Here is a 25,195-nt window from a genome sequence, read left to right as displayed (position 1 = left end):
TATTATTTTAATTTATAAGAAATCATTACCCCTCCTCTGTATGGCATAATTTCACCGCTTTTGTTAAACTTCTCAGCAGAATCATAACGTCTTCCTGTGGATTTGTCATATCCTTTATAAAATCCTTGTGATGTCCCCACAGTTGCGTACAGATCGAGATTCCATCGTTCAGATAACTGGAATTGATATCCTGCTGTAACACCGAGCATAATGGAGAATCCCTTCTGATAAAGATTAGAATTGACTAGAATTTCTCCGTTCCAGTTTTCTACAGTTTCATCGTTCCAGTAATTCCATTTTGAGGCATTATAGGCGGCAACAGAAACGTTTGCTCCTACATACCAATGTTTGAAAGCTTCATCGAAATAGTATCTTCCTTCAGCGGAGACAGAATAAAACTGTAATTTGTGGCCTGCAAAAGATTTCCATGGCGAAATAAAAACATCTCCCTGAAGTGTATATCTTGGAGCTATCTGTTTTTCAACCCCCAGGTTTAAAATACCTATCGGAGCAAATAAAGCATTTCCTTTTATGTATAAACTTTTCTCCTGTCCCCCTTGTTCCTGTTCCTGGGCACTTACTGTGCTTGCTGACAGGAAAGCTAAAATGCCCGCTGCTAATAATTTATATTTCATCCGGTATGTAATGTTTATTTTATTTGCTTTAATAGTTCATCTGCTAATTGAGAATCTTTATTGCCCTGAGCTGCTATATTTTTAGACATTTCAGCATAGTTTTTTGCTGTTTCTTTATTTCCGGTAAGGTAATAGAGTTTAGCAAGAATGTAAGTGTTTTCTGAAGTCTCGCCTCTCATGACAGACTTTTCAGCCCATTCTGTAGCTTTCTTCAATGAAGACGGTGTTTTCACATGATCTACAAATATCCATGCAGCTCTCAAAAGTTCATTAGGATCAAATGAATCAGAATTTTTATAATAATCTAAAGCCGCTTTTTCGTATTCAGGAAAATTACTGTTTTGCTCATAATAGCTGAGTTTAGTCTGATTCAGTTTTTTAAGAGCAGCTTCTTTTCCTACCAGTGGTTCTGCTGTTTTTAGAAAATAATCATCATTGATCTTTTTATTTTTATCATCAATAGACTGTTCTACTATTTTTCCTAATTTCAGCTGAGCATCAAATTCGTTGTAGGTTTCTTCAGGAAGAAATTTAATGATCTCTGCTTTTCTGGATGCGAAAACATTGTAATTGGTATCCTCTGAAGACTTTACGAAATAAAGAAGAAAGCCAATTTCATCTTTTGTAAGTTCCTCTGTTTTCTTTTTATTCTGAAAATATCTTTCGGAAGCCTTTTTGGCAAAATCATAATCTGTATTGGCGTTCAGCTTCATAATATTGATCAGGAATTCCGGGTCTTTATCACCGCTGGCAAAACGATCTTTTAGGGATCCTTTTTTATTGCCTGGTGAATTGATATCCTGAGCCATAGCCACAAACATGCTCTCTTCCATATAACCGGTATTTCTGGAAACAAGTTCCCCTTCACCGTTCAGGAAAAGATAAGTGGGATAAGAACGTACTGCAAATTTAGAAGCGATATCTCTGCCTTCTCCTTTTTCCATATCAAATCTTGCATTGATGAAGTTGGTATTGTAATAATCACTCACGGATTTCTGGGTGAAAACATTCTTTTCCATCATTTTACATGGGCCACACCAGGAAGCATATGCATCAATAAAAACTAATTTCTTTTCCTTTTTAGCTTTTGCAATAATATCCTTGAATGGGAGTTCCTGAAACTGGATGGCTTCCTGAGCAGAGATAGCGATGGCACAAAAAATAGATATCCCGGAGATGATCTTCTTCATTTTCAAATAAGATTTGTAGGCGAAGATAATTAATTTTAAAAATATAAAACGCTGAATCTGCTGTTCAAGCGTTGATATTAACTAATTTTAAGACTTATACCTATTTTTCTTTTCTTTCAGTTTATATATGAAATAAGAGTTATCCTTTGGAGTAGGCTTAAAATGATGAGTGAGAATTTAGACTATTTTTTCTTAATCTTTTTATGCTCATTACCCCATATTTCCAGCTGATCCAAGACCGGAATCAGTTTTTTACCAATCTCTGTAAGCTCATATTCTACCTTTACGGGGACTTCTGCATATACTTTCTTAATGATGAGTTCTTCTTGCTCCATTTTTTTCAGCTGAAGGGTAAGCATTCTTTCGGAAATATTGTGGATTTTATCTTTCAGTTCAAAAAATCTTAATTTTTCATGTTTAAGATGATAACAAATGGAAAGAATCCAGCGGCCACTGATAAGGTTTACAGCATATATTTCAGAACAGCTGTACTCCAGTGTTTTTTTATTTTCATTATTGGTGGATGATTCTTTAATACTCATACTTACATTTTTGTTCGTTCCGGACAATCATTTGTTCACTTGGAAAGGACGACGTTGATAAGTTAAATTTACAAATAAAAACAGGGAATATCCTGTAGGAAAGTGGTTTTGTTGTTTATGTAGAATAAAATTTTTAAAATAATATGAATTTAAATAGAATTAATAGTGATTTGAAAAATAGTATTGAAAATATTCCCTATTCATTGGAAATTGATGAAAATTTATTTTTGAATGCTCCGGAAATTATTCAACAGGAAAGAAAAGAATTTGTGATTACCCATCCTTTTATGAAACCAGATCATGTTGCTGTGCAAGATATTTTTATACCAAGTTCAGAAGACGGTTATGAGATCAGACTTCACATTTATCAGCCTGAAGGCTTCAACCCGGAAAGGGTTCTTCTTTACTTTCATGGAGGAGGATATGTTTTCGGGTTGCCGGAGCAGGTGGATGACCAGATGTTTGACATAGCAGATACGCTCAAAGCTACCATTATTTCTGTTGATTACAGGCTGTCTCCTCAATATCGGTTTCCTATTCCTGTTTTAGATGGGTTTGATGCTTTACAATGGATCATAAAACATGGTGAACCGGAGTTGGGGATTGATTCTGATCGTATTACCGTTTTCGGGGCAAGTGCAGGGGGACATCTTGCAGCGGCTGTAACTCAAATGGCGGCAGATCATAATATTAAAAATATAGAACATCAGTTCTTACTATATCCTGTCATTCACAACAGACTGGATACTCCTTCAATGGAAGAGTTTACCGATATCCCACTATGGAATAAAAATTATGCAAAGACAGCATGGCTGCATTTTCTGGGTGAAGAAAATAAGGATAAAAGCATTCAATATTCGGATCTTACTTATTATAATAATTTTTCAAGGCTACCACAAACCACTATTGTTGCCTGTGAGTTGGATCCTTTAAGGGATGAGGGGTTAGAATATGCGCAGCTTTTATATAAAGCAGGAGTGAAAACGGAATTATGGGTGATTCCCGGCGCGCTGCATGTATTTGATCTCTTCGACTCTCCTTTAAAGGATGAATATAATACGTTTCTTATGAACAGACTATTCAAATAATGATATAAAATAAAACAGATGAAATTGCGAGACAAAAAACCTGCATTACTTCTTATTGATATTCAAAAAGGATTTCTTGATGAAAACTATTGGGGAGGAAACAGAAACAATAAAGAGGCAGAAAAATTAAGCGGAAAAATATTGGATACATGGCGGAACCTGAATTTGCCGGTATTTCATATCAGACACAGTTCAACCAACCTTACATCTAAACTACATGAGTCTGATCCGGGATTTGAATTTAATGAAAATGTCTTACCTCAAAATAATGAACCTATTATTACAAAAAATGTAAACAGCGCTTTTATAGGAACGGATCTGAAAGAAAAATTAGATCTTCAGAAAATAGATACTTTAGTGATTCTGGGAATTACGACCAATCATTGTGTTTCCACTACGGCAAGAATGGCAGGAAACTTTGGATATGAAACCTACGTGATTTCTGATGCCACAGCAGCTTTTGACAGAATAGGGATACACGGAGAAAAATATGAAGCAGAACTGGTTCATCTTATGGCATTAGCCAATCTGAGTGAAGAATTTGCCATAATCCTGAATACCGAAGAATTATTAAAAAACCTGTAGAAAATTATAATCTGAATACAATGAAACTGCCATCTTTTTAGTGGTTTTTTTGTCCAAAAATAGCCTTGCTTACTGGCGGTTTAAAATATAAAAATAATTCACTTTACGGTACTGGAATCTTTGTTATACCTTTGCAAACGAATATTTTATATGTAGGAGAATAACAATTTAGAGAAACTTGGCTATTAATTTTAAACACGCTTTATCCCAAAAATCCATTTACATCGCTGTTCTGTCTGCCTGCCTGATTGCAGTGGCAGCCTTTGCTGTTTTGAGTCTTTTAATTACTGAAGACAGCCGTAGAAATACCGATGATTTTGCGAAGAAAACTTTCTTCCGCAAATATGAATCTATAGAACATGAATTCAGAAATATTGAGGATTATCAATATCTGCTTCGTGCCTTGATTCAGAAAGACGGCCTGAAGAATTTTAAAGATTATTCTTTGGTTTTAAATGATTTAAACAAAAAAAGAAATCTGCTGCCCTATAGCTGGTATTATTACGAAAATACTGCTTCCGGAAAAACAGAAAGTAATAATCCGCTGTCCGATATTTTCAAAAAGACAGATCATAAAGAAAAATCTATTGTTTTAAAAAACACAGGGTCCGGACATTTCAGGGATCTTTTGATCACTAAAAAAGACAGTATGTATTGGGTGAGCTATGATTCTCTGATGCTGCCTGATAAAAATAAGCTCTATTATGGTTCTACCGTAAGTCTGGATGATCTTCATCAGTATTTTATCAATGTAGATAAAAGCTCCAATACTTACGCGTATGTCTTTACCAAGGAAGGGATTTGTATTACCCATCCCGAAAAAAAATACATCGGAAAGAATATTTTTGATTTTACAGATATTAAAGCTAAAGATACCTTGTCCGGCCTCACTGAAACCGGATACACTAAAGGAACAGCGGTCTCGGAATATCTTGGAGTTGAAGTAACACGTTTTATAAAACCATTAAAAACAGAGAATTTTGAGGGATATACAGTTGTGAACCATGTTAATTTCATTATTGATGAAAATATAAACAAGATAAAAACCTATACGGTGTATATTTTTCTTGCAGCTTTATTCCTGATTGTAACTGTTTTTATTTTATTTCAGCGATCCGCCAATCTGGCCTATCAGGAAAAAGAAAAAATACAGTCGGAGAAAAATTTCCTTTTGATAGAGAATGAAAAGATGCACAAAGCTGAGGTGATCAACCAGTTGCAGCAGCTTAAGAATAACATCAATCCACATTTTCTTTTTAATTCTCTGAATTCTCTTTATATGCTAATAGGTATCAATAAAGAAAATGCACAGAAATTTACAATGAATCTCTCCAAGATCTACAGGTATCTTATAGTACCTCCGAAGGAGAATATCGTTCCGGTTTCTCAGGAAATCAAATTTATACAACAGTATATGGAACTCCTGAAAAGCAGGTTTGATGAAGAGATGAGTTTTGAGCTGATCATTAATGACCCGGAAAGTCTGGAAAAGCGGATTCCGTATTTGTCCCTGCAGATCGTTACTGAGAATGCACTCAAACACAATATTGCGACCATAGATCAGCCTTTGGAAATTATCATTATTGTTGACGAAGATGGGATTACCGTGAAGAACACCTGGCAGCCAAAAACTGAACCGGTGCAGGGAGAGAAATTCGGAATTGATTATTTGAATCAAGTTTATGAATATTTTAAGAATAATCTTCTTCATATTTCTGTAGATGGTGAATATTTCATATGTTTTTTACCATTAATGAAGTGAAAATAAAAATCCATTCACTCCCGAAAAATCACCTTTCACTCCCTAATATTATTTATATAATTCACTATACCTATAGCTTTGCTAGCTGAAACTAAGATATTTACTATTTGGAATGAATCGGACTATTTTAATGAAGAATTACAGACTGGCACTGTATTTAGGTCTTGCTATGGCCTCACCAATGGCGATGGCACAGAAAAAAGATACAGTAAAGGTCAACAAAGACAAAACTGATAAGACAGAAGCTTCCTCATCAAAGAAAACAAAGAAAATTGAAGAACTGATCAAAAAAGGAACTTATAAAAAAGGACTTTTTAATACGATACAGGTAAAAACGGATATTTATTTTGAAATTCCTGACAGTTTGATGGGACGCCAGTTTTTGGTGGTGAACAAACTTTCTCAGGTGCCTATGCAGGTAAATGAAGCTGGCTTGAACAAAGGAATGAATTATGAAAATAAAGTCATCTCTTTTCACCGCGATCCCGTTGCTAAAAAGGTATGGGTAAAAACTCTTGTTCCTAAAGTGTCATCCCCAAAAAATGATGCCATTACAAAATCTGTGAAAGATAACTTTTCAGAATCTGTGATTGAAGTTTTTGATATTGAAGCACAAAACAGTGATTCTACAGCAGTGGCAATCAAAGTTAATAAAGTTTTTGATGGTAATCAAAAGAGCTTCAATGATGTGTTGGCTAATGTAGGATTGGGAGGATCTGTGAAATCAAGCCTTTCTTACATAGAAGGAGTGAAGACATTTCCTCAGAACCTTGTGGTGAAGTCTCAATTGTCTACTTCTGTAAATGAAGGTGGAGTAGATTTGCCGGTGACATTGGGTGTTACTACAAATCTGGTACTACTTTCTAAAATACCGATGAAACCAAGAGTAGCTGATTCAAGAGTAGGGTTTTTCTCCGAAAAGCACTGGTCGTTTAATGACAATCAGCAGAAAATGGATGAAAAATTCTTCATTACTAAATGGAACCTTGAACCAAAGGACGAGGACAAAGAAAAATACTTAAGAGGTGAGCTGGTAGAACCTAAGAAACCGATCGTTTATTATATCGATCCGGCAACACCAAAACAATGGCGTGAAAAGATCATTGCCGGAGTACATGACTGGCAGGCGGCGTTTGAGCAGGCAGGATTCAAAAATGCAGTGATTGCGAAAATGCCGGATGAAAAAGATGAAGATTTTGATATTGATGATGTAAGATATTCTGTGATTACTTACGCCGCTTCGCCAAAGTCAAATGCAATGGGCCCATCAGTAGTAGACCCGAGAAGTGGGGAAATTATCGAAGCAGATATCATCTGGTGGCATAATGTAATGACCTCTCTTCATGACTGGATGAGAATTCAGACAGGACCTATTGACCCGAAAGCAAGAGGAAATAAATTCAGTGATGAACATATGGGTGAGGCGATCCGTTTTGTTTCATCTCATGAAGTAGGACACACTTTCGGACTGAAGCACAATATGGGAGCTTCATTTGCCTTCCCTGTAGAATCGCTTCGTTCAAAAGAATTTACAGACAAAATGGGTGGTACGGCACCTTCCATTATGGATTATGCACGTTACAATTACGTAGCTCAGCCGGAAGATGGGGTTACAGCCATCACACCGAAAATTGGTCTTTACGACAAATATGCTATAGACTGGGGTTACCGTTGGTATCCGGATGAATTTGTTGAGAAAAAAGCACTGAGAAACTTAATTGAAAAACATGAGGACGACCCAATGTATTTCTATGGTGAGCAGCAGAGCTATCTGGAAACTATTGATCCGCGTTCGCAGTCTGAAGACTTAGGGGATGATGCCATGAAAGCCAGTGAGTATGGGATGAAAAATCTGAAAGTGGTTGTCAATAGCCTTTTAAAATGGACTTATGAAGATGGTAAAGAGTATACGGATGCCGGAAAGCTGTATATGGGAGCTATCGGGCAATGGGATCTGTATACAGGTCATGTGATGGCAAATGTTGGAGGAATTTACCTGAATCATACTGTTTTTGGCAACAAGAAAAAGGCGTATGAAGCTGTTCCTGCAGACATTCAGAGAAGAGCTGTTGATTATCTTGTTAAAAATGCCATCAACCTTCCGGAATGGTTATTCTTTAATCCGATTACAGAAAAAACGTATCCGGTGAAAGATTCACCAATGGGACCATTCGAGCAGACACCGTATACCATGGCAAGAGGAATGCAGTATGCAAATATTTATTCCCTGTTTATGGATGACAGATTGCTGAGGTTACTTGAAAATGAGCTGAAGCATCAGATGTCCGGTTCAAAAGAAGAGATCTACACTGTTGAGAAATTATTTGATCAGGTAAGAACGGCCATTTTTAATAAAAAAGGAAGCCTGACAATGCTTGAAAAGATGACTCAGAAAAACTATGTGGATGCCCTGATTGTTTCGGTGAACAAATTGTTTGAAAAAACAGCAGTGAAAGGATTGAAAACAGATGACACCCTGAATATCCCGACCATCTGTAATTTCCATGAAGATGATCACGGTCTTAGGAATATCAATTATTCATCCATGAAAAGAGTATCTGAAGTGACCACTTACAAGAGAGCGGAACTTCAGAAGGTTCTGGACTTACTGAACGGAACAAGATACAGAGGTGATGATGCTTCAAGAGCGCATTACACAGATTTAATCATTCGTATACAAGAGGCTTTAAACAAATAAACGGCAATGAAAAAAACTCTAATACTTTTACCTCTTTTGGCTGCTAATATAGCAATGGCCCAGCAAAAGAAAACCATCACCGGAAAAATAGAAGACGGAAACACTTCTCATGTGATTACCGGTGCATCTATAAAAATCGAGACACAGTCGGTCTCTACAAAAACAGAATTGGAAGGAATTATCGAAAGTGTATCCGTAGGTACAGTGACTGATAAGGACGGAAAATTTATATTGGAAATTCCTGCAGATACCAAGTCTGTATCAGTAAGTTATCCAGGTTACGAATCCAGAGTCATTCAGCTTAATGAAGGGCAGACCAACTATACAATCAGACTTACTTCTGAAGTTACAGATAAAAATAAGATCCAGGAAGTAATCATCACCGGATATCAGAAAATTGAAAAACGTAAGCAGACTTCAGCAGTTTCTACAGTGAAAATGGACAACATCAGCCAGGCTGGTGTTGCCAGTGTAGACCAGATGCTGGCAGGACAGATTGCCGGTGTGGCAGTAACTCCTGAAACAGGGGCTCCTGGAAGTCCGGCGAAGATCAGAATCAGAGGTACAGCTTCTCTTTCCGGTCCTCAGGATCCGCTATGGGTTATTGACGGTCTTCCGTTAGAAGGAAATGATGTCCCGAACTTTACGGATAAAGATAATATTGACCAGCTTCAGAACTTCTCTATTGCAGGACTGAACCCTAATGATATTGAAGATATCACCATCCTTAAAGATGCGGCTGCAACAGCTATTTACGGTGCAAGAGCAGCAAATGGGGTAATTTCCATTACAACGAAAAAAGGAAAGAAGGGGAGCCTTAGACTTAATTTCTCAGCAGATACTTTCGTCACTTCACGTCCTGATTTTGGGAAACTGAATCTTTTGAATGCTTCTGAAAAAGTAGATCTTGAACTGATGCTTGCCAAGCGTGCAGATCTTACTTACCGTGCAGATAAAGGAGAAGTGATGAGAATTCTTACTCAAAACAACCAGCTTGATGCTTTCAGAAACGGTGGTTTCGATGCATTGAATTCATTCACACGCCAGCAAATTAATGGTTTAAGAAATAATAATACAGACTGGGGCAAACTGTTATACAGAAATGCCATCAACAAACAATATGGATTAAGTGTTTCCGGAGGAAGTGACCGTGCAGATTACTATTTCTCCCTGGGATACTATGATGAAGAGGGAACAACTATCGGGACAGGTTTTAAACGTTACAACCTGACTTTAAAAAATAACTATAAATTAAGCGATAAGTTAAATGCAGGAATCTCTATTTTCGGAACGCAAAGTGAACGTGAATCTTTTGTAACGGATGCTGATGCTTCAATAAACCCGGTTAACTATTCAAGAAATGCCAATCCTTATCTGAAACCTTTCAATGCAGACGGAAGTTATAATTATGATAAAGATATGGATGGTTTTGAGGACCGTTATATTCCTTTTAACTTCCTTGAAGAAAGAGAGAATACAAACTATTCACTGAAAAATAACTCTTTGAAAGCTATTTTAGATTTAGAATATAAAGCTTCAAAAAGTTTAAGATTTACCTCTCAGCTTGGTATTCAGTATGATACTAATAAAACAGAGAAGTTTGCGGCAGAGAATACGTATTTCACCAGAAAAATGAAAGAAAATACCCGTTATTACAAAGACGGCAAATATAATTACTTTCTACCAGCTGGTGCTGTAAAACAAAACTGGGATAATGATTTCTTCCAGTACAACTGGAAATTGCAGGCAGCATACAGCACGAAGATCAATTCAAAACATGAAATTGATTTGATGGCCGGTACTGAAATCCGTAAAACAGAGGATAATACAACGATCACAAGAGCTTTCGGATATGATCCAAAGACCAGAAGAGCTACAGCAATTGTATTCCCGAATACAAGTTTCGCTGCAGATAAGAGATATGAAACGTACCGTGAGAACCCGCCAATTGAGAATGCTTATGCTTCCATGTTTGCAACAGCATCTTATACCTATGATCAGAAATATACATTCTTCGGAAGTGTAAGATATGATGGTACAAACCTTTTCGGAGTAAATAAAAAGTATAAGTATCTTCCAATCTGGGCAATTTCAGGATCATGGCTGGTAACGAAGGAAGACTTTATGAAAAATATTGCTGCGGTATCCAATCTTAGACTGAGAGCTTCTTATGGTCTTCAGGGAAATATCGACAGAAATACATCGCCATTCTTTATCGGTGAATATAACGATGCAACGATTCTTCCTGGAGGAAAAGAAGGTATCATCAACGTAATCAGTCCGCCAAACGATAAACTGAGATGGGAAAAAACAACCAATACCAACTTCGGTCTTGATTTAGGATTGTTCAATAACCGTGTGAGCCTTACCGCTGATGTCTACAGCAGAAAAGGTACGGATATGATCAGCATGAAAGAAACACCTCTTGAAACAGGGTTTGAATATACAATGATGAACTGGGGAAGTTTGACGAACAAAGGTTTTGAATTGGCAATATCTACCAGAAACATCAATCATGATAATTTTAAGTGGACTACTACAATCAACTTTGCTCATAACAAGAGTAGAGTATTGAGCGAGCAGCCACGTGATAATTCATTGCTTCCATCAAGAGAAGGACTTCCTGTAAATGCTGTTTTTGCTTTGAAAACGGCAGGGATGGATGAACACGGAAATCCATTATTCTGGAAAGGGGATCAGAAGATTTCAGCAGCAGAATTCTTTAAATTGTATGATGTATATGCAGATTTCCTTCCGGGACAACTTGTAGATACGAAACTTTCAAACGCTGAGTTAAGAAGCCTGTTTACTTATGTGGGAGACAGAGATCCGAAATTTACCGGAGGTATTATCAACACCTTTAAGGTAAGTAATTTTGACCTTACCATCTCTGCAACATTCAACCTGAAGCAGACGGTAATGAAAACACCTTCTTACCGAGGAATGGAGCTGGACAGAGGAAGAAACTATACAAGAGATATCTACGAAGCAGGAGGTTCACTTCCGGGAATTACAAGTCCTGATATGGATGCTAATCCGGACGGATGGATGGCCAACAAATGGTTTGCCGGAAACCGTTCCAATGCATACAGCTTACTGGATGTATGGGCAAAAGAGATCAGCTATATCAGAATCAGCAGTATCCGTTTAGGGTATACACTTCCTAAAGAATTTACAAATCCTATGGGGATTTCCAGTCTGAGACTGAGCGTTGAGGGACGTAACCTTTTTGTATTCAGTAATGGATATAAAGGATATTTCGATCCTGAAACGTATGGTAATATTTATGCACAGCCTATCACCAAGTCGGTAACCGTAGGATTTAATGTTTCTTTTTAAAACTTGAGTAAAATGAGAAAAATTACAACAATCATAGCACTTGCTGCAATCAGCTTTATCACTATCGGATGTGACAGATTTTTAGATATTCAGCCAGAAGGGAAAGTTATTCCTACCACTGCTGAAGACTACCGAAAAGTACTTACATCTGCCTATTCAAAATATCCTGTTCATAAATCTCTGGTAGCTCTTCGTACCGATGAGGTGAATATTGATGATAATTCCACAGACTTTATTTCCTACCGTGAAATTGCGATGTGGAAAGATGCTAACAATGATCCGGCATCTACTGAATTTCCATGGGTAAGTTTTTACTCTGTAAACTTCTACCTGAACCAGATTATTAACGAAGGAAGCAAAACTATGCAGGACTCACCCGAGAAGAGTCAGATTTTGGCAGAAGCATATGCTCTTCGTGCTTATCTGTATTTTGATATGGTGAATCTATACGGGAAACCATACAACAGTGCTACAGCTTCTACAGACAGAGGAGTTCCAATCAATCTTGAAATTGATCTTGAACAGGTTTTGAAACCATCATCAGTACAGGAAGTATACAATCAAGTTCACTCAGATCTTAAAAAAGCAGAAGATCTGATGGTAGAGCAGAAGCAGGTAACGGGAATGAATTACAGGTTCTCAAAAATAGTATTACAGGCTTTTGAAGCAAGGGCAGCTCTTTATGAAGGAGATTGGAACAAAGCTTTAAACTATGCAGATCAGGTACTGGCAGTAAAAGGTGATCTGGTGAATTTAAATACCGTAAATACACCGCCTAACCATTATGCTTCCCCAGAATCTATCATGGCTCTGGACAATACATGGGACAACTCTATAAAGAACTTATCTTTTGTGTCTCCCGAACTTATTTCTTCATACAATACTACTGCAGACAAAAGGTTTGGCATATATTTTGAAAAAAATGGTAGTAAGTATAAAGTTATTAAAGGAGGAAGCTTAGAATTCAAAGTGTCTTTCAGAGCAGCTGAGCAGTACTTTATAAAAGCTGAAGCATTATTAAAACTGAATAAGCTGGCTGAGGCTAAAGAAACCCTTCTTAAAGTAATGAAGAACAGATATACTCCGGATGGATATACTTCAGTACAAAATGCCGTGAATTTGATGGATTCAGCAGCGTTTATGAATTTTATTCTGGATGAAAGATTCAGAGAATTTGCTTTGGAAGGACAAAGATGGTTCGACTTAAGAAGAGCAAATCAGAAAAAAATAAGCCACACCATCAGTGGCAAGGAATATATTCTTCAGCAGAATGACCCGCGATATACCATTGAATATCCAATGAGTGCGAAGAAGAATAATCCTAATCTATAGAACTTCATATCAAATTCAATACAGATGAAACCGCTTGAACTTAATTGTTTCAGCGGTTTTTTTGTACTTTTGCATTGTTATGAAAATTGCCATTATAGAAGATGAACTGCTGGCTGTGAATTATCTGAAAAATCTTTTAGATACACAGAGCATAGTCCCTGTTACAGAGACTGTTGTTCTTCGTTCCAAAAAACAGGCAATTGATTTTTTTGAGAAAGATTCCGCAGATCTTATCTTTATGGATATTCACCTTGGTGACGGGATGAGTCTGGAAATTTTTGAACATGTGGAGCTTTTTACCCCAATTATTTTCATTACAGCATTTGATGAATATGCCATGAGAGTATTCAGGCATTTTACCATTGATTACCTTCTGAAACCTTTTGAAGAAGAGGATTTGCATAAAGCTTTACAGAAGTTTATTTCCATAAGAAACAATTTTGATCCGGAACCGGTATTGAAATCTATTTCCTCATTGCGTCAGGCAGATGATGAGGTGATGAAACGCTTTATGGTAAGAGAAGGGAATAAGCTTAAATCAATTGACGAGCATAACACTGCGTATTTTTTCGCTTCCGGGAAATACCTTTTCCTTACTACAAAAGATCATCAGACCTATATCTATGATGATACTATTAAAGATATTATTCAGAAACTCAATCCCGATATCTTCTTTAAAATAAACAGGAAGTTTATCATTAATAAGGAAGCTGTTTCCGAAATTATCAAATATTCCAGCCAAAAAGTAGAGCTTAGACTTTCTCCGGAACCGGAAGTGAATGCTGAAGTTTTTATCAGTAAAACACAGATTACTGAGTGCCTAAACTGGCTGAACAGGTGATCTCCAATTCATTAATCTGATTCTGCATATAAAAACAAAAAAACCTCTAAAATAAATTAGAGGTTTTAAGTGGTTTCTCCAGGAATCGAACCAGGGACACATGGATTTTCAATCCATTGCTCTACCAACTGAGCTAAGAAACCATTTATGTTTTCGTTTATTACTTCGTTGTTTTAAAGTGATGCAAAAGTATAACATTTTATAATACCGCGCAAGTATTTTGTTTTATTTTTTCAAAGAAAGCTTTTGGTATCGCATGTTTTTACATTCAATGCTTTGTTCATCAGTGGTTTGGTAGGTTTTATTTTTTTTATATTTTTTTGAAGATATTATTTTAAATACCTTTTTATTACGGTCCTGAAATTCTTTTCCATGAAACGGAGTCGGGAAAATATAAATAAAAAGCCAGTTCTTATAAATTAACTGGCTTTTACTTTTTAGATTATAATGTTAAGGGAGAGTTGAAAAATTGATATTGGGAGCCTGTGTAGGCGTAGTAATAGAAAATTGTGAGCCGGGAGCAACCGTTGCATTAAAGAATCCTCCATTTTGTAAAAAGAACGCATTACCACTTATTCCTCCCATTGCATCTATTCTTTGTTTTGCATTATACGTGTTATCAACACTGAACTTTGCCCCGGAAACAGCAACCCAATTGCCGTTTGAAGTTCTTACCCACTGATTTTTGAATTCCGCCTTTCTGCCTTGATATCCATTTTCAGGATTGAAATTTTCAACGAAGCTATAGAAGCTTTTAAGATAAGTACTGGTTTGAGGCCTCTTCCAGCTGGCTATCAATTTCCATGTTGTTGTATCTGGAGATAAAAACCAGGCTGTAAAATCTGTTTTTCCGGTTCCGTCAGGTTCACCCCTTAGTAAGAATTTATAAGTTTGTCCGGCACTCCAGTTATACTTATAATAGCTTTGGCCACCAGAACCTTCATTCCCGAATTCTCCAATTGTTACTCCGGTACCCGCTCTGTTGAGAACAATTTTGTGATCAGGAGGAATATTATTGGGATCATCAGTATCAAATGGGCTCCATACAGAGAATAGAATCCTTCTTTCAGTGGCAGAATTAACCTGCATTCCAAAATAGCCTGCACTAAAGCCATTAGCCATAAAATAAGAGCCTATTTTATCTTCTCCCACAGGAACTGTTACTTCGTTGTAATAATAGCTTACGTTATCAGTCGTTGGAACAATATAGTTCAGATGACAGGAAGGCCCTCTGCGCGCCCAATAATAGTAAGAAGGATCATTACTGTAAATATTGGTTCCGGTAGAAGCAGGCCCACTAAAAGTAACATCTGTAACATCCGCAAAATATCCGCCGGTTTTAGAGACACCCTGAAGATCAACTTTTACATAACCTGGAGTTGAAACAGAGAAATCTCCAACGGTATAATCTGTATTAGCCGATCCTGTTAAAGTAATATTTTTGGATGTATTGCCTACCGTTACTTTTACAACACTTGTGCCCGAAGGAACAGAAGCTTTTAGCCCAATGTTTAATGTTCCTGTATTGCTTACTCTGAAATAAGTGCTGATAACAGTAGCAGAGTTGGTCCAGTTACCTAAGTTAGTAGAGGTAATCACCTCGCTGGCTCCCGAAGGTTTTACTGTGAAAAAAGAATTTCCGGCAACCGGAACGCTAAAGACCGATGCGTTCTTTAAAGCTGAGATATTCTTTTGTGCTGCAGCAGTGTCTTCTGTTGCTACAGGGGTTTCTGCACATGATTGAAAAACAAGCAGAGCGATACCCATAAAAGTATCGGCTAATAATTTTATTTTCATAATAGTATTTGTAATTTGGTTTACAATACTAAATTAAGTTTTACCGATCAAATAAAAAATTAATTCCCATATTTTTGATTAATTTTTATTTTTCAATATTCCGGAAGCAGCTAATGGGGGAGGAAAAGGAACTATATATAAAACAAAAAAACCTCTGACTAATCAGAGGTTTTCAAGTGGTTTCTCCAGGAATCGAACCAGGGACACATGGATTTTCAATCCATTGCTCTACCAACTGAGCTAAGAAACCATTTATGTTTTTGTTTATTACTTCGTTGTTTTAAAGTGATGCAAAAGTAGTAAGTTTTGGTATACAAAGCAAGTATTCATCGTACTTTTTTTGAATAAAGTTAAAAACTTACTGATTATCAGTCGGATTATTTTCCTGCTCCTTTCTAATCTGTTCACTCATCTCTTCCAATACCGGTTTGATCGTGTTTTCCGGAAGATCACTGATTCGGATATACATCAATCCGTCAATTGCATCATTGAAGTTGGGATCAACATTGAAAGCAATTACTTTAGCGTTTTGTTTGATGTATTTCTTGATCAAAACAGGAAGTCTCAATTCAGGCTCAAGATCATCAATAATCTTGTCCAGTTTATTAAGATCAGATTCCATTTCCTCAAAGAAAATATTTTTATCCCTGTCACGAAGCTTTACTTTGTACTCATTTCTCGGAGTGATATACTGGGCTACTGCGGAATCAAAATAATTGGAACGCATAAACTCGATCATCAGAGATTTTGAGAATTCTGAGAACTTGTTTGAGATACTCACGCCACCCATAAGGAATTTATGATCAGGGTTTCTCAGGCATACATGTACGATTCCTCTCCATAAAAGGAAGAGTGGAAGGGGCTTCTGCTGATATTCCTGGCAGATATAAGCACGACCCATTTCGATCACCTTTTTAAAGAAAGGGTGAATGTCCTGCTCAAACTCAAATAAAGAGCTTGTATAGAAGCCTTTAATACCATATTTTTTCATGACCTCTCTACCCAGTGCCATTCTGTAAGCACCAGCCAGTTTTTTCTCACCGTTATCCCAAAGAAACAGGTGGTGGTAATGCTTGTCATACTCATCAAGGTCAAACGGAAGATTACTTCCTTCACCCACAGCACGGAAAGTAAGTTCTCTCTGACGTCCGATTTCCCTCATAATAGAAGGAATTTCCTCGTAAGTAGTAAAGTAGATTTCGTAATTTCCATTACTGAACAACATTTTATCCGTTCCTCTCAATTTATCAACATCTTTAATAATGTCTTCAAGAGGTGTTTCATCAATGATGTTCTGAACAATATTTTCTTCCTTCAGCAAAGGAAACTTCACAGATAAATTCTGAAGATTGATGCTTTGAGCAAGGGATTTTCTTTTTTCATAGTAAGATTTCATCATATAAACCTTACGTTTAAGAAACTCTCCCAATTCCTCAATGGTTTCCATTTCATCCATTGCCTTTACAGTGATTGGGCGCCCGATTCTGATTCTGATAGGTTTTTCTCTGTCATTCATCATTTCTGCGGGAAGCATCAGGGTCTGCAAATTTGGATGAAGCTTGGCTACCTGATAAAAAAGGCGGCTGTTCTTAGCATGGAAATACATAGGAACTACCGGCACTTTAGCCATTCTGATAAGCTTAAGTGCCGTTTTTTCCCATTCTTTATCTAAAATTTCTCCGTAAGGATTGTTTTTGTTGGAAACTTCCCCAGCCGGAAAAATACCTACACAGCCTCCGTTTTGCAAATGCTTGAGCGTATCGCGCATTCCTGAAGAGCTGCTGTAAGCTTCTTTTCTGTTTTCAAAAGGGTTTACAGCGATTACGAACGGTTCCATAGGTTTGATTTTTTCCAAAAGGAAATTCCCCATCACCTTGAAATCCGGACGAACCTCTGATAAGATCTTGCACATCAGAATTCCGTCAATTGCACCCAGCGGGTGGTTGGAAACCAGAACAAACGGTCCTGTTTTCGGAATCTTTGCCAGATCTTCTTCAAAAGCTACATAGCTTAGGTTTCTTTCTCTTACAAATGAGTCGAAAAAGTCTTTGCCTTCCTTATCTTTTAGTTTGTCGTATAATTTATTTACTTCGTTTATTTTAGCAATGCTCATCACAGCAGATGCTACCGGGTTCTTTAGAAACCCAAGTTTACTTAAGCCGGAAGCTTTGATCAGATCGTTTTTCGAAATTAAACTCATGTGTGTTTAGTCGCAATTAATATTATTGTGTTACCATTTGAAGAGTATTCTTGGAAATTTGTTCCAATAATACATTTTTTTCATGGTAAAATTTATCAATGTGATCCATCTTCGCATTTCTTACTGTGAATAAAGATACATTTTTAATTGCTTCGGTTTTAAAAATTTTTTGAAGCTCCTGGTTAAGCTCATCTATATGATTAAATTTATCTTCAAGGCACAATGCCAGGGAGATAGCAGAATTCTGCATTAAAGAAACCTTGATCTTGTATTTAGATAAATATCCAAAAATTAAGCTCATATGGTCTTCAGCGATAAAAGAGAAATCTCTTGTTGATATTTTCAGAAGATCCTGGTTTTCTTTTAAAATATAAGATTCTTCCTGTTGGTTTTTGTCAGAAGCACCTACTTTTGTTCCTTCTTTAGTAGGATCTACGAAAGATTTTACATAAAAAGGAATGCTTTTTTGCTGTAGTGGCTGCAACGTTTTCGGGTGAATAACGCTTGCTCCGTAATAAGCCATCTCAATTGCTTCTTCATAAGAGATATTGGAAAGAAGAGAAACATCTTTGAACTTTCGTGGATCTCCGGTCATTACTCCCGGTACATCTTTCCAGATCGTCATTGCTTCGGCATTTAAGCAATAAGCAAAAATAGCAGCAGAGTAATCTGAACCTTCTCTTCCTAACGTTACCGTAAAATTGTTTTCGTCAGAACCAATGAATCCCTGAGTAACATAGCAGATCTCAGGATTCAGATTGGAAATAAATTCTTCAGTTCTCACCCAGTCTACTGTACCTTCTCTGTATGAATTATCCGTTTTCACATAATCTCTGGCATCCAGCCATTGATTGGTAAATTGAATCTCGTTCAGGTATTCACTCACGATTTTGGTTGAAATCATTTCTCCGCAGCTTACCACCTGATCGTAAACAAAGTTGTAGTTGGGAGATTTATTTCTTCTTAAAAAAGAATCAATATCATCAAAAAAGAGATTGATTTCTGCAAAAACCGCATGATTTTCAGGAAAAAGACCTTCCGCAATCTCAATGTGTTTTCGTTTTATCTTTTCAATCTCAGTTTGATAGTTATCCTTTTTGAAATAAAGTTCTACAACTTTTTCCAACTCGTTTGTCGTTTTGCCCATTGCTGATATCACCAGCAAACATTTGGCAAATCCCTGGCTTTTTAGAACCATAGACACATTTTTCACACTTTCGGCATCTTTTACAGATGCTCCACCAAACTTGAAAATTTTCATTAAATTGTTAAAAATAAAATTGTTAGATAAAAAATTACATGAGTTTTTTACGGACGTCAAAATTATAAATTTACAACGAGATATGAAATAGGCAGGCACGGAGATGGAATTAAGATTTCCTTAAAATCAACAATTAATGAAATAATTTGAATTTTTCGTTTGTCTGATATAGCAAATTTGGAGACATAATTTTCAATAGTTGCTTAGTGTTACGCAAAATTTCGTTTGTATTGTATTGAAATACAGTTGGTAACCTCTTTTGTAATTAAATTTTCTTAATGCAATAAATTTTCCGAAATTTGGGGAAAACGTAAAAAGAAAAATATGTCAAATCAACCATTACAGACTTTAGGAGAATTTCTTATAGATAAACAGGACGATTTTCAATATTCTACAGGTGAATTTTCTCGTCTTCTGAGCGCAATAAGATTGGCTTCGAAAGTGGTAAACAGAGAAGTAAATAAAGCAGGAATTGTAGATATAACAGGAGCTGCCGGAAACCAGAATATTCAGGGAGAAGAACAGCAGAAACTGGATGTAATTGCTAATGAAATTTTTATTACGGCTTTGTCTCAAAGAGAGGTTGTTTGTGGTATTGCGTCTGAAGAAAATGATGACTTTATTGATATTAAGTGCGGGGAAAACGGACATTTAAGTAAATATGTAGTATTGATAGATCCTTTAGACGGATCCTCGAATATTGACGTAAATGTTTCCGTAGGAACTATTTTCTCTATCTACAGAAGAGTTACTGAACCCGGAACTCCTGTACAGCTGGAAGACTTTTTACAGAAAGGAATCAATCAGATTGCAGCAGGATATGTTATTTACGGATCTTCTACAATGATTGTTTATACCACAGGAAATGGAGTAAACGGATTTACATTGGATCCTTCATTAGGAACGTATTATCTTTCTCATCCTAACATGACTTTCCCAAAAACAGGTAAAATCTATTCTATCAACGAAGGAAACTATATCAAATTTCCTCAGGGAGTAAAAAATTACCTTAAATATTGCCAGATGGAAGAAGGAGACCGTCCTTATACCTCAAGATATATCGGGTCTCTGGTAGCAGATTTCCACAGAAATATGCTGAAAGGAGGAATTTATATCTATCCTTCTTATTCGCAGGCTCCAAATGGTAAACTAAGATTATTATACGAATGTAATCCAATGGCTTTCCTTGCTGAACAAGCTGGAGCAAAAGCAACAGACGGATTCAGAAGAATTCTGGAAATAGAACCTACAGAACTTCACCAGAGAATTCCTTTCTTCTGCGGAAGTATAGAAATGGTAGAAAAAGCTGAGGAATTTATGCGTATTGACAGCGTAAAATAAATGGAAGCAACTTATTTAAAATATTCATTACAATTCAAACGCCCGAGTGGAACATCTCGCGGCGTTTTGCTTGATAAGGAGACCTTTATTCTCACTATTTCGGAAGACGGAAGAAAAGGAGTAGGGGAATGTGCCATTTTCAGAGGACTGAGTTTTGACGACCGACCCGATTATGAAGAAAAACTGAAATGGCTTTGTGAAAATATTAATCACGACACCTCTTTTTTGAAAGAAGAACTGAAAGAATTTCCATCCATCTGGTTTGGATATGAACAGGCTGTTCAGAACCTGAAATATGGAGATAGCCTGTATTTTCCAAGTGAATTTACGGATGGAAAATCTGCCATTACCATCAACGGTCTGATATGGATGGGCGATGCAGAGTACATGGAAGAACAGATTCAGGAGAAACTTGAAAAAGGATTTCATTGTATTAAATTAAAAATCGGGGTCGATTGGAAATCAGAACATATTATTCTTCAGAAATTAAGAGAAAAATTCTCTAAAGATCAGTTGGAGCTTCGTGTGGATGCCAACGGAGGGTTCAGTAAAGATGAAGCGGTTACAGTTTTGCAGCAGCTTGCAGATCTCCATATTCACTCTATTGAGCAGCCTATCAAAGCTGGGAACTGGGAAGATATGGCGGAATTATGTGCTAAAACACCTACCCCTATTGCATTAGACGAAGAACTTATCGGAATTATTGATCCTGAAGAGAAGAAAAAACTTTTAGAAAAAATACAACCACAATATATCATTCTGAAGCCTGCATTGGTGGGAGGTTTTTCCGGTTCGGATGAATGGATTTCCCTCGCAGAAAATCAGAATATAGGTTGGTGGATCACTTCAGCTTTAGAAAGTAATATCGGCTTGAATGCCATTGCTCAGTATACCTTTACCAAAAAAAATCCAATGCCTCAAGGTTTAGGCACTGGAGCTTTATTTGTAAATAATTTTGAATCCGATCTGGAACTCAGAAATGAGCTGCTGTGGTTCAAAAATAAAATTTAGAAAAGTTAATTAGCATAATGGTGGAGGTGAATCCGGACATGTAGTCTGACCACAATAATCAGGAGCCCATGATCTGCAGCACATTGCTGCCGGATTCCAACTGTTGCATCCAAGAGGTGGTCTTCCTCCTTTGATCGTTTTTAATTCTCCTCTTTTGATTTTCTTAAGATTTTTCATGTTATTAATTTTATTTGATTGGTAAGTAAATGTCGAAAACTTTTTTCAATTATACAACAAGTGGGGAATTATTTGGCAATATTTAACAATATTAAAGAAATTTTTCAATAAATTTTAAATATAAAAATGTGTTCCTACATCAGATGAAGAGGAATAATTTTTGTTTTTTCGGTTCTGTTTTATAAGGGTGAGTAATTTTTGGTTCGGATACTTTGTTGATTTAGAGGTTGTTATTCAGTTAAATGACATCTTTTACGAAGATGGCCTTCTTAATATAGTTTAATATATAAGAAAACTGTTTTTTAATATGTCCCATAATTAAAAAAATTATAATTCCCTATAGTTTGAATTAGCAATATTTATGCCATACTATAAACCTGAACTAATTTTAACGTAGTGTTCATTTTTTAAGAATTATTTAAACTATTTGTTAAGAAATAATTGTGAAAATGTTCTCGTTATCCTTAGATCGGTTGGTGATAAGATTTCTGTCTACTCCGTATAAATTCTGGAAAATATCTGACTGTACCTGTGAACTGGAGAGGTATCCCCAATGGTTTCCCACTTCATATTTAAAGCTGTTCAGAAGATCATCTTTAACAAATGTACAGTCGATAACAGAAACAATGTCTTTGTAATGGCTGATATCACTTGGTCCATTTTTACCAAGTCGTGGTGTCAGAATATTTTTTGTAAACTGAGAAATTCCCAAAACGGCGTCCTGTCTGTTCAGATAAATAGAGATCCGGTTGGCCAGTAATGGAAGTTTATTATAGGAATCTTCAGAATCTTCAAATACTTTGTAACTGACATCTGCATTCAACAGTAAAACCTGATCAATAACACGGAGTATATTCTCTCTTTTAAGGCTGTACAGCATACTTTGAAGTACTCTGTTTCCCAAAGAATGAGCCATTATGTGAATTCTTTGATTACAGGGGGCAAGATCCCGGTTGGAAAAGATATCTTTTAAAAACTGAGTGTAGAAATAAAACAACCTCATCAGAGAGGTTCCGGAATTGATACTGGAAGCCTTATCATCAAAATAGCTCAACGGAATAATGCTTCCTGAGGCCGGCCAGCTTACGAATAAAATATGCTCTACGGGAGATGCCGGATTATCAATGAATATTTTCTTAAGATCGAGAATAGCCTTTAATTCATCATCAAAATCATACAGATAACCATGAATGAATATCAGTACATCGCTTCGGTCTTTGGTAGAAGACATGTTTTTGTACAGTTCATAGAACATTCTTTGAGTTCCGCCGAGATTATTGGCTGTAAGGGAAGACTTTTTAATCCCTTTCTCACTTAGCAGAACGTCTAAAACATCTTCATATCCCTGTTTTTCGGGTTCAGAGAAAAGCTTGTAGTTTAAGATATTCCTGTTGGTATAGTCTTTTTTCTTTTTGGCTTGAGCGGTAGGTTCTTTGTAGTTATCAAAATCACATTTGGCAATCCTGAAATTGGGAATTGAGTATTCATCATTGGAAAAAGAGTCCACTCTTTCGCCTTTATGCCGGATTATTTTCCGGTTGCTTAAGATATAAACAGCCATGATGGTTAATTGGTTAAAATGGTTTTAGTTATCCCGAAGTTAATGAAAAATATTGAATTACAATCAATAAGGCTTTTAAATTATCATTTTTACAAAAGCTTATTTTTCCGTAACTTTGTGAAACTTTTTTTGCTAAAAAATAAAAGCTACTTTAATGGAAGAAGAAAAAAAATCACTCAATTTTATTGAGCAAATTATAGAAGATGATATGGCAAACGGTTTGAAACAAGATCAGATCCGTTTCCGTTTTCCACCTGAACCGAATGGTTATCTGCATGTAGGGCACACAAAAGCGATCTGCATCAACTTTGGTCTGGGTGAAAAATACAACGCTCCCGTAAACCTTCGTTTCGACGATACGAACCCTGAGAAAGAAGAGCAGGAATTCGTAGATTCTATTATGAAAGACGTTGAATGGTTAGGTTTCAAATGGGATAAAGTTTTGTACGCATCCGATTACTTCCAGCAGCTTTACGATTGGGCAGTTCAGTTAATTAAAGAAGGAAAAGCTTATGTAGATGAGCAACCGTCTGAAGTGATTACTGAGCAAAGAAAAAATCCTGCAGAACCAGGAATTGAATCTCCATTCAGAAACCGTCCGGTAGAAGAGTCTTTGGATCTTTTTGAAAGGATGAAAAACGGAGAATTTGAAAGTGGTTCAATGTCTCTTCGTGCAAAAATTGACATGGTTTCGCCAAATATGAATATGCGTGACCCTGTGATGTACAGAATTTTGAACAAACCTCACCACAGAACAGGTACTGCATGGAAAATCTATCCGATGTACGACTGGGCTCATGGTGAATCTGATTATATTGAACAAATTTCACACTCACTTTGTTCTTTAGAGTTTGAAAATCACAGACCTTTATACAACTGGTATTTAGATCAGGTTTACGAAGAAGGAAGAGTTAAAAACAAGCAGAGAGAATTTGCAAGGATGAATGTTTCCTACATGATTACTTCCAAAAGAAAGCTTCAGAGATTAGTGGCTGAAGGTGTAGTAACCGGATGGGACGATCCTAGAATGCCTACTATTTCAGGAATGAGAAGAAAAGGATTTACTCCAACTTCCATCAGAAACTTTATTGATAAAGTAGGGGTTGCGAAAAGAGAAAACCTTATCGAAATCCAATTACTGGACTTCTGTGTACGTGAAGATCTGAATAAGGTTGCAAAACGTGTGATGGCGGTTGTAGATCCTGTAAAATTAGTGATCGAAAACTATCCTGAGGACAAAGAAGAGTGGTTAGAGACTGAAAATAATCCTGAACAGGAAAATGCAGGGACAAGAGAAGTTCCTTTCTCAAGAGAGTTATACATTGAGCGTGAAGACTTCAAAGAAGAAGCGAATAATAAATTCTTCAGACTGAAATTAGGCGGAGAAGTTCGTTTGAAATCAGCTTACATCATCAAAGCTGAAAGAGTAGAGAAAGATGAGAATGGAGAGATCACTACCATCTATGCTACTTACGATGAGAAGAGCAAATCCGGAAGCGGAACAGAAGAAAGTTTAAGAAAAGTAAAAGGAACTCTACACTGGGTATCTGCGAAACATGCCATTCCTGTAGATGTAAGAATCTACAATCAACTGTTTACAGTAGAACAGCCTGATGCAGAGAAAGATGTTGATTTCCTAAACTTCATCAACCCTGAATCTATGGCTATCGTGAAAGGTTTTGTTGAGCCAAGCCTGAAAGATGTCGCTGTGGGTGAGCCTCTTCAGTTCCAGAGAATTGGATACTTTACAAAAGATCAGGATTCTACAGATGAAACGATGGTATTTAACCGTACAGTAACACTGAAAGATTCTTTTAAACCTTAATAACTTTAAG

The 25,195-nt window shown here is 36.6% G+C and carries 18 protein-coding genes and 2 tRNA genes; 10 read left to right on the top strand and 10 right to left on the bottom strand.

All coding sequences use genetic code 11. The annotated features are described in order from the left end of the window. Nucleotides 1–2: 2 nt before the first annotated feature. The 3 genes from FW780_RS08340 to FW780_RS08330 all read right to left on the bottom strand — a co-directional run bounded on the left by FW780_RS08340 (nt 3) and on the right by FW780_RS08330 (nt 2,367). Nucleotides 3–635, bottom strand: a complete 633-nt coding sequence (locus FW780_RS08340) for a DUF3575 domain-containing protein (RefSeq protein WP_149833165.1) — start codon at nt 633–635, stop codon at nt 3–5. Between the two features lie 14 nt (nt 636–649). Further along, on the bottom strand, nt 650–1,825 hold the full coding sequence (locus FW780_RS08335) for a thioredoxin family protein (RefSeq protein WP_149833164.1): 1,176 nt from the start codon (nt 1,823–1,825) through the stop codon (nt 650–652). A gap of 182 nt (nt 1,826–2,007) precedes the next feature. Beyond that, complete coding sequence (locus FW780_RS08330; protein ID WP_149833163.1) at nt 2,008–2,367, bottom strand: winged helix-turn-helix transcriptional regulator; 360 nt, start codon at nt 2,365–2,367, stop codon at nt 2,008–2,010. Nucleotides 2,368–2,510: 143 nt separating this feature from the next. Here FW780_RS08330 and FW780_RS08325 point away from each other — a divergent pair, with 143 nt between their 5' ends. The 7 genes from FW780_RS08325 to FW780_RS08295 all read left to right on the top strand — a co-directional run bounded on the left by FW780_RS08325 (nt 2,511) and on the right by FW780_RS08295 (nt 14,012). Beyond that, the gene (locus FW780_RS08325; RefSeq protein ID WP_149833162.1) at nt 2,511–3,455 is read left to right on the top strand and encodes an alpha/beta hydrolase; all 945 of its coding nucleotides are present in this window, start codon (nt 2,511–2,513) and stop codon (nt 3,453–3,455) included. A gap of 18 nt (nt 3,456–3,473) precedes the next feature. After that, nucleotides 3,474–4,040: a cysteine hydrolase family protein gene (locus FW780_RS08320; protein WP_149833161.1), complete on the top strand. Its 567-nt coding sequence runs from the start codon at nt 3,474–3,476 to the stop codon at nt 4,038–4,040. Between the two features lie 178 nt (nt 4,041–4,218). Next, nucleotides 4,219–5,802 carry a histidine kinase gene (locus tag FW780_RS08315; protein WP_149833160.1) on the top strand — a complete coding sequence of 528 codons (1,584 nt, stop codon included), beginning with the start codon at nt 4,219–4,221 and terminating at the stop codon, nt 5,800–5,802. Between the two features lie 112 nt (nt 5,803–5,914). Further along, on the top strand, nt 5,915–8,500 hold the full coding sequence (locus FW780_RS08310) for a zinc-dependent metalloprotease (RefSeq protein WP_149833159.1): 2,586 nt from the start codon (nt 5,915–5,917) through the stop codon (nt 8,498–8,500). 6 nt (nt 8,501–8,506) lie between these two features. Continuing rightward, complete coding sequence (locus FW780_RS08305) at nt 8,507–11,839, top strand: SusC/RagA family TonB-linked outer membrane protein (RefSeq protein ID WP_149833158.1); 3,333 nt, start codon at nt 8,507–8,509, stop codon at nt 11,837–11,839. Between the two features lie 12 nt (nt 11,840–11,851). Next, on the top strand, nt 11,852–13,171 hold the full coding sequence (locus FW780_RS08300) for a RagB/SusD family nutrient uptake outer membrane protein (RefSeq protein ID WP_149833157.1): 1,320 nt from the start codon (nt 11,852–11,854) through the stop codon (nt 13,169–13,171). 79 nt (nt 13,172–13,250) lie between these two features. Then, nucleotides 13,251–14,012: a LytR/AlgR family response regulator transcription factor gene (locus FW780_RS08295; protein ID WP_149833156.1), complete on the top strand. Its 762-nt coding sequence runs from the start codon at nt 13,251–13,253 to the stop codon at nt 14,010–14,012. 70 nt (nt 14,013–14,082) lie between these two features. Here the strand turns inward: FW780_RS08295 and FW780_RS08290 are convergent. The 5 genes from FW780_RS08290 to FW780_RS08270 form a co-directional block, all read right to left on the bottom strand. Beyond that, nucleotides 14,083–14,155 (bottom strand) — tRNA-Phe (locus tag FW780_RS08290). 307 nt (nt 14,156–14,462) lie between these two features. Then, nucleotides 14,463–15,809 (bottom strand): DUF3472 domain-containing protein, encoded by a 1,347-nt coding sequence (locus tag FW780_RS08285; RefSeq protein WP_149833155.1) that lies wholly within the window; start codon nt 15,807–15,809, stop codon nt 14,463–14,465. A 177-nt stretch (nt 15,810–15,986) separates the two neighbouring features. Beyond that, nucleotides 15,987–16,059: transfer RNA gene (locus tag FW780_RS08280), tRNA-Phe, on the bottom strand. Nucleotides 16,060–16,167: 108 nt separating this feature from the next. Next, on the bottom strand, nt 16,168–18,009 hold the full coding sequence (locus FW780_RS08275; RefSeq protein WP_149833154.1) for a lysophospholipid acyltransferase family protein: 1,842 nt from the start codon (nt 18,007–18,009) through the stop codon (nt 16,168–16,170). A gap of 22 nt (nt 18,010–18,031) precedes the next feature. Further along, nucleotides 18,032–19,270 carry an aspartate kinase gene (locus FW780_RS08270; protein ID WP_149833153.1) on the bottom strand — a complete coding sequence of 413 codons (1,239 nt, stop codon included), beginning with the start codon at nt 19,268–19,270 and terminating at the stop codon, nt 18,032–18,034. Nucleotides 19,271–19,594: 324 nt separating this feature from the next. Here FW780_RS08270 and fbp point away from each other — a divergent pair, with 324 nt between their 5' ends. Both fbp and menC read left to right on the top strand, forming a co-directional pair. Next, the gene (gene fbp / locus FW780_RS08265) at nt 19,595–20,611 is read left to right on the top strand and encodes a class 1 fructose-bisphosphatase (RefSeq protein ID WP_047434129.1); all 1,017 of its coding nucleotides are present in this window, start codon (nt 19,595–19,597) and stop codon (nt 20,609–20,611) included. Further along, the gene (gene menC, locus FW780_RS08260) at nt 20,612–21,622 is read left to right on the top strand and encodes an o-succinylbenzoate synthase (RefSeq protein WP_149833152.1); all 1,011 of its coding nucleotides are present in this window, start codon (nt 20,612–20,614) and stop codon (nt 21,620–21,622) included. A gap of 9 nt (nt 21,623–21,631) precedes the next feature. Here menC and FW780_RS22360 read toward each other — a convergent pair whose 3' ends face one another. Both FW780_RS22360 and FW780_RS08255 read right to left on the bottom strand, forming a co-directional pair. Then, on the bottom strand, nt 21,632–21,799 hold the full coding sequence (locus tag FW780_RS22360; RefSeq protein ID WP_167510662.1) for a bacteriocin-like protein: 168 nt from the start codon (nt 21,797–21,799) through the stop codon (nt 21,632–21,634). A gap of 430 nt (nt 21,800–22,229) precedes the next feature. Further along, nucleotides 22,230–23,360, bottom strand: coding sequence for an alpha/beta hydrolase (locus FW780_RS08255; RefSeq protein ID WP_149833151.1), 1,131 nt, complete (start codon nt 23,358–23,360; stop codon nt 22,230–22,232). 154 nt (nt 23,361–23,514) lie between these two features. Between FW780_RS08255 and FW780_RS08250 the strand changes: the two genes are divergently transcribed. Further along, complete coding sequence (locus tag FW780_RS08250; protein ID WP_149833150.1) at nt 23,515–25,185, top strand: glutamine--tRNA ligase/YqeY domain fusion protein; 1,671 nt, start codon at nt 23,515–23,517, stop codon at nt 25,183–25,185. Nucleotides 25,186–25,195 lie beyond the last annotated feature (10 nt).

Source organism: Chryseobacterium sediminis (assembly GCF_008386505.1).
Taxonomy (GTDB): domain Bacteria; phylum Bacteroidota; class Bacteroidia; order Flavobacteriales; family Weeksellaceae; genus Chryseobacterium; species Chryseobacterium sediminis.
The sequence above is the reverse complement of the archived record's forward strand: the minus strand, read 5'-3'. Positions and strand labels throughout refer to the sequence as shown.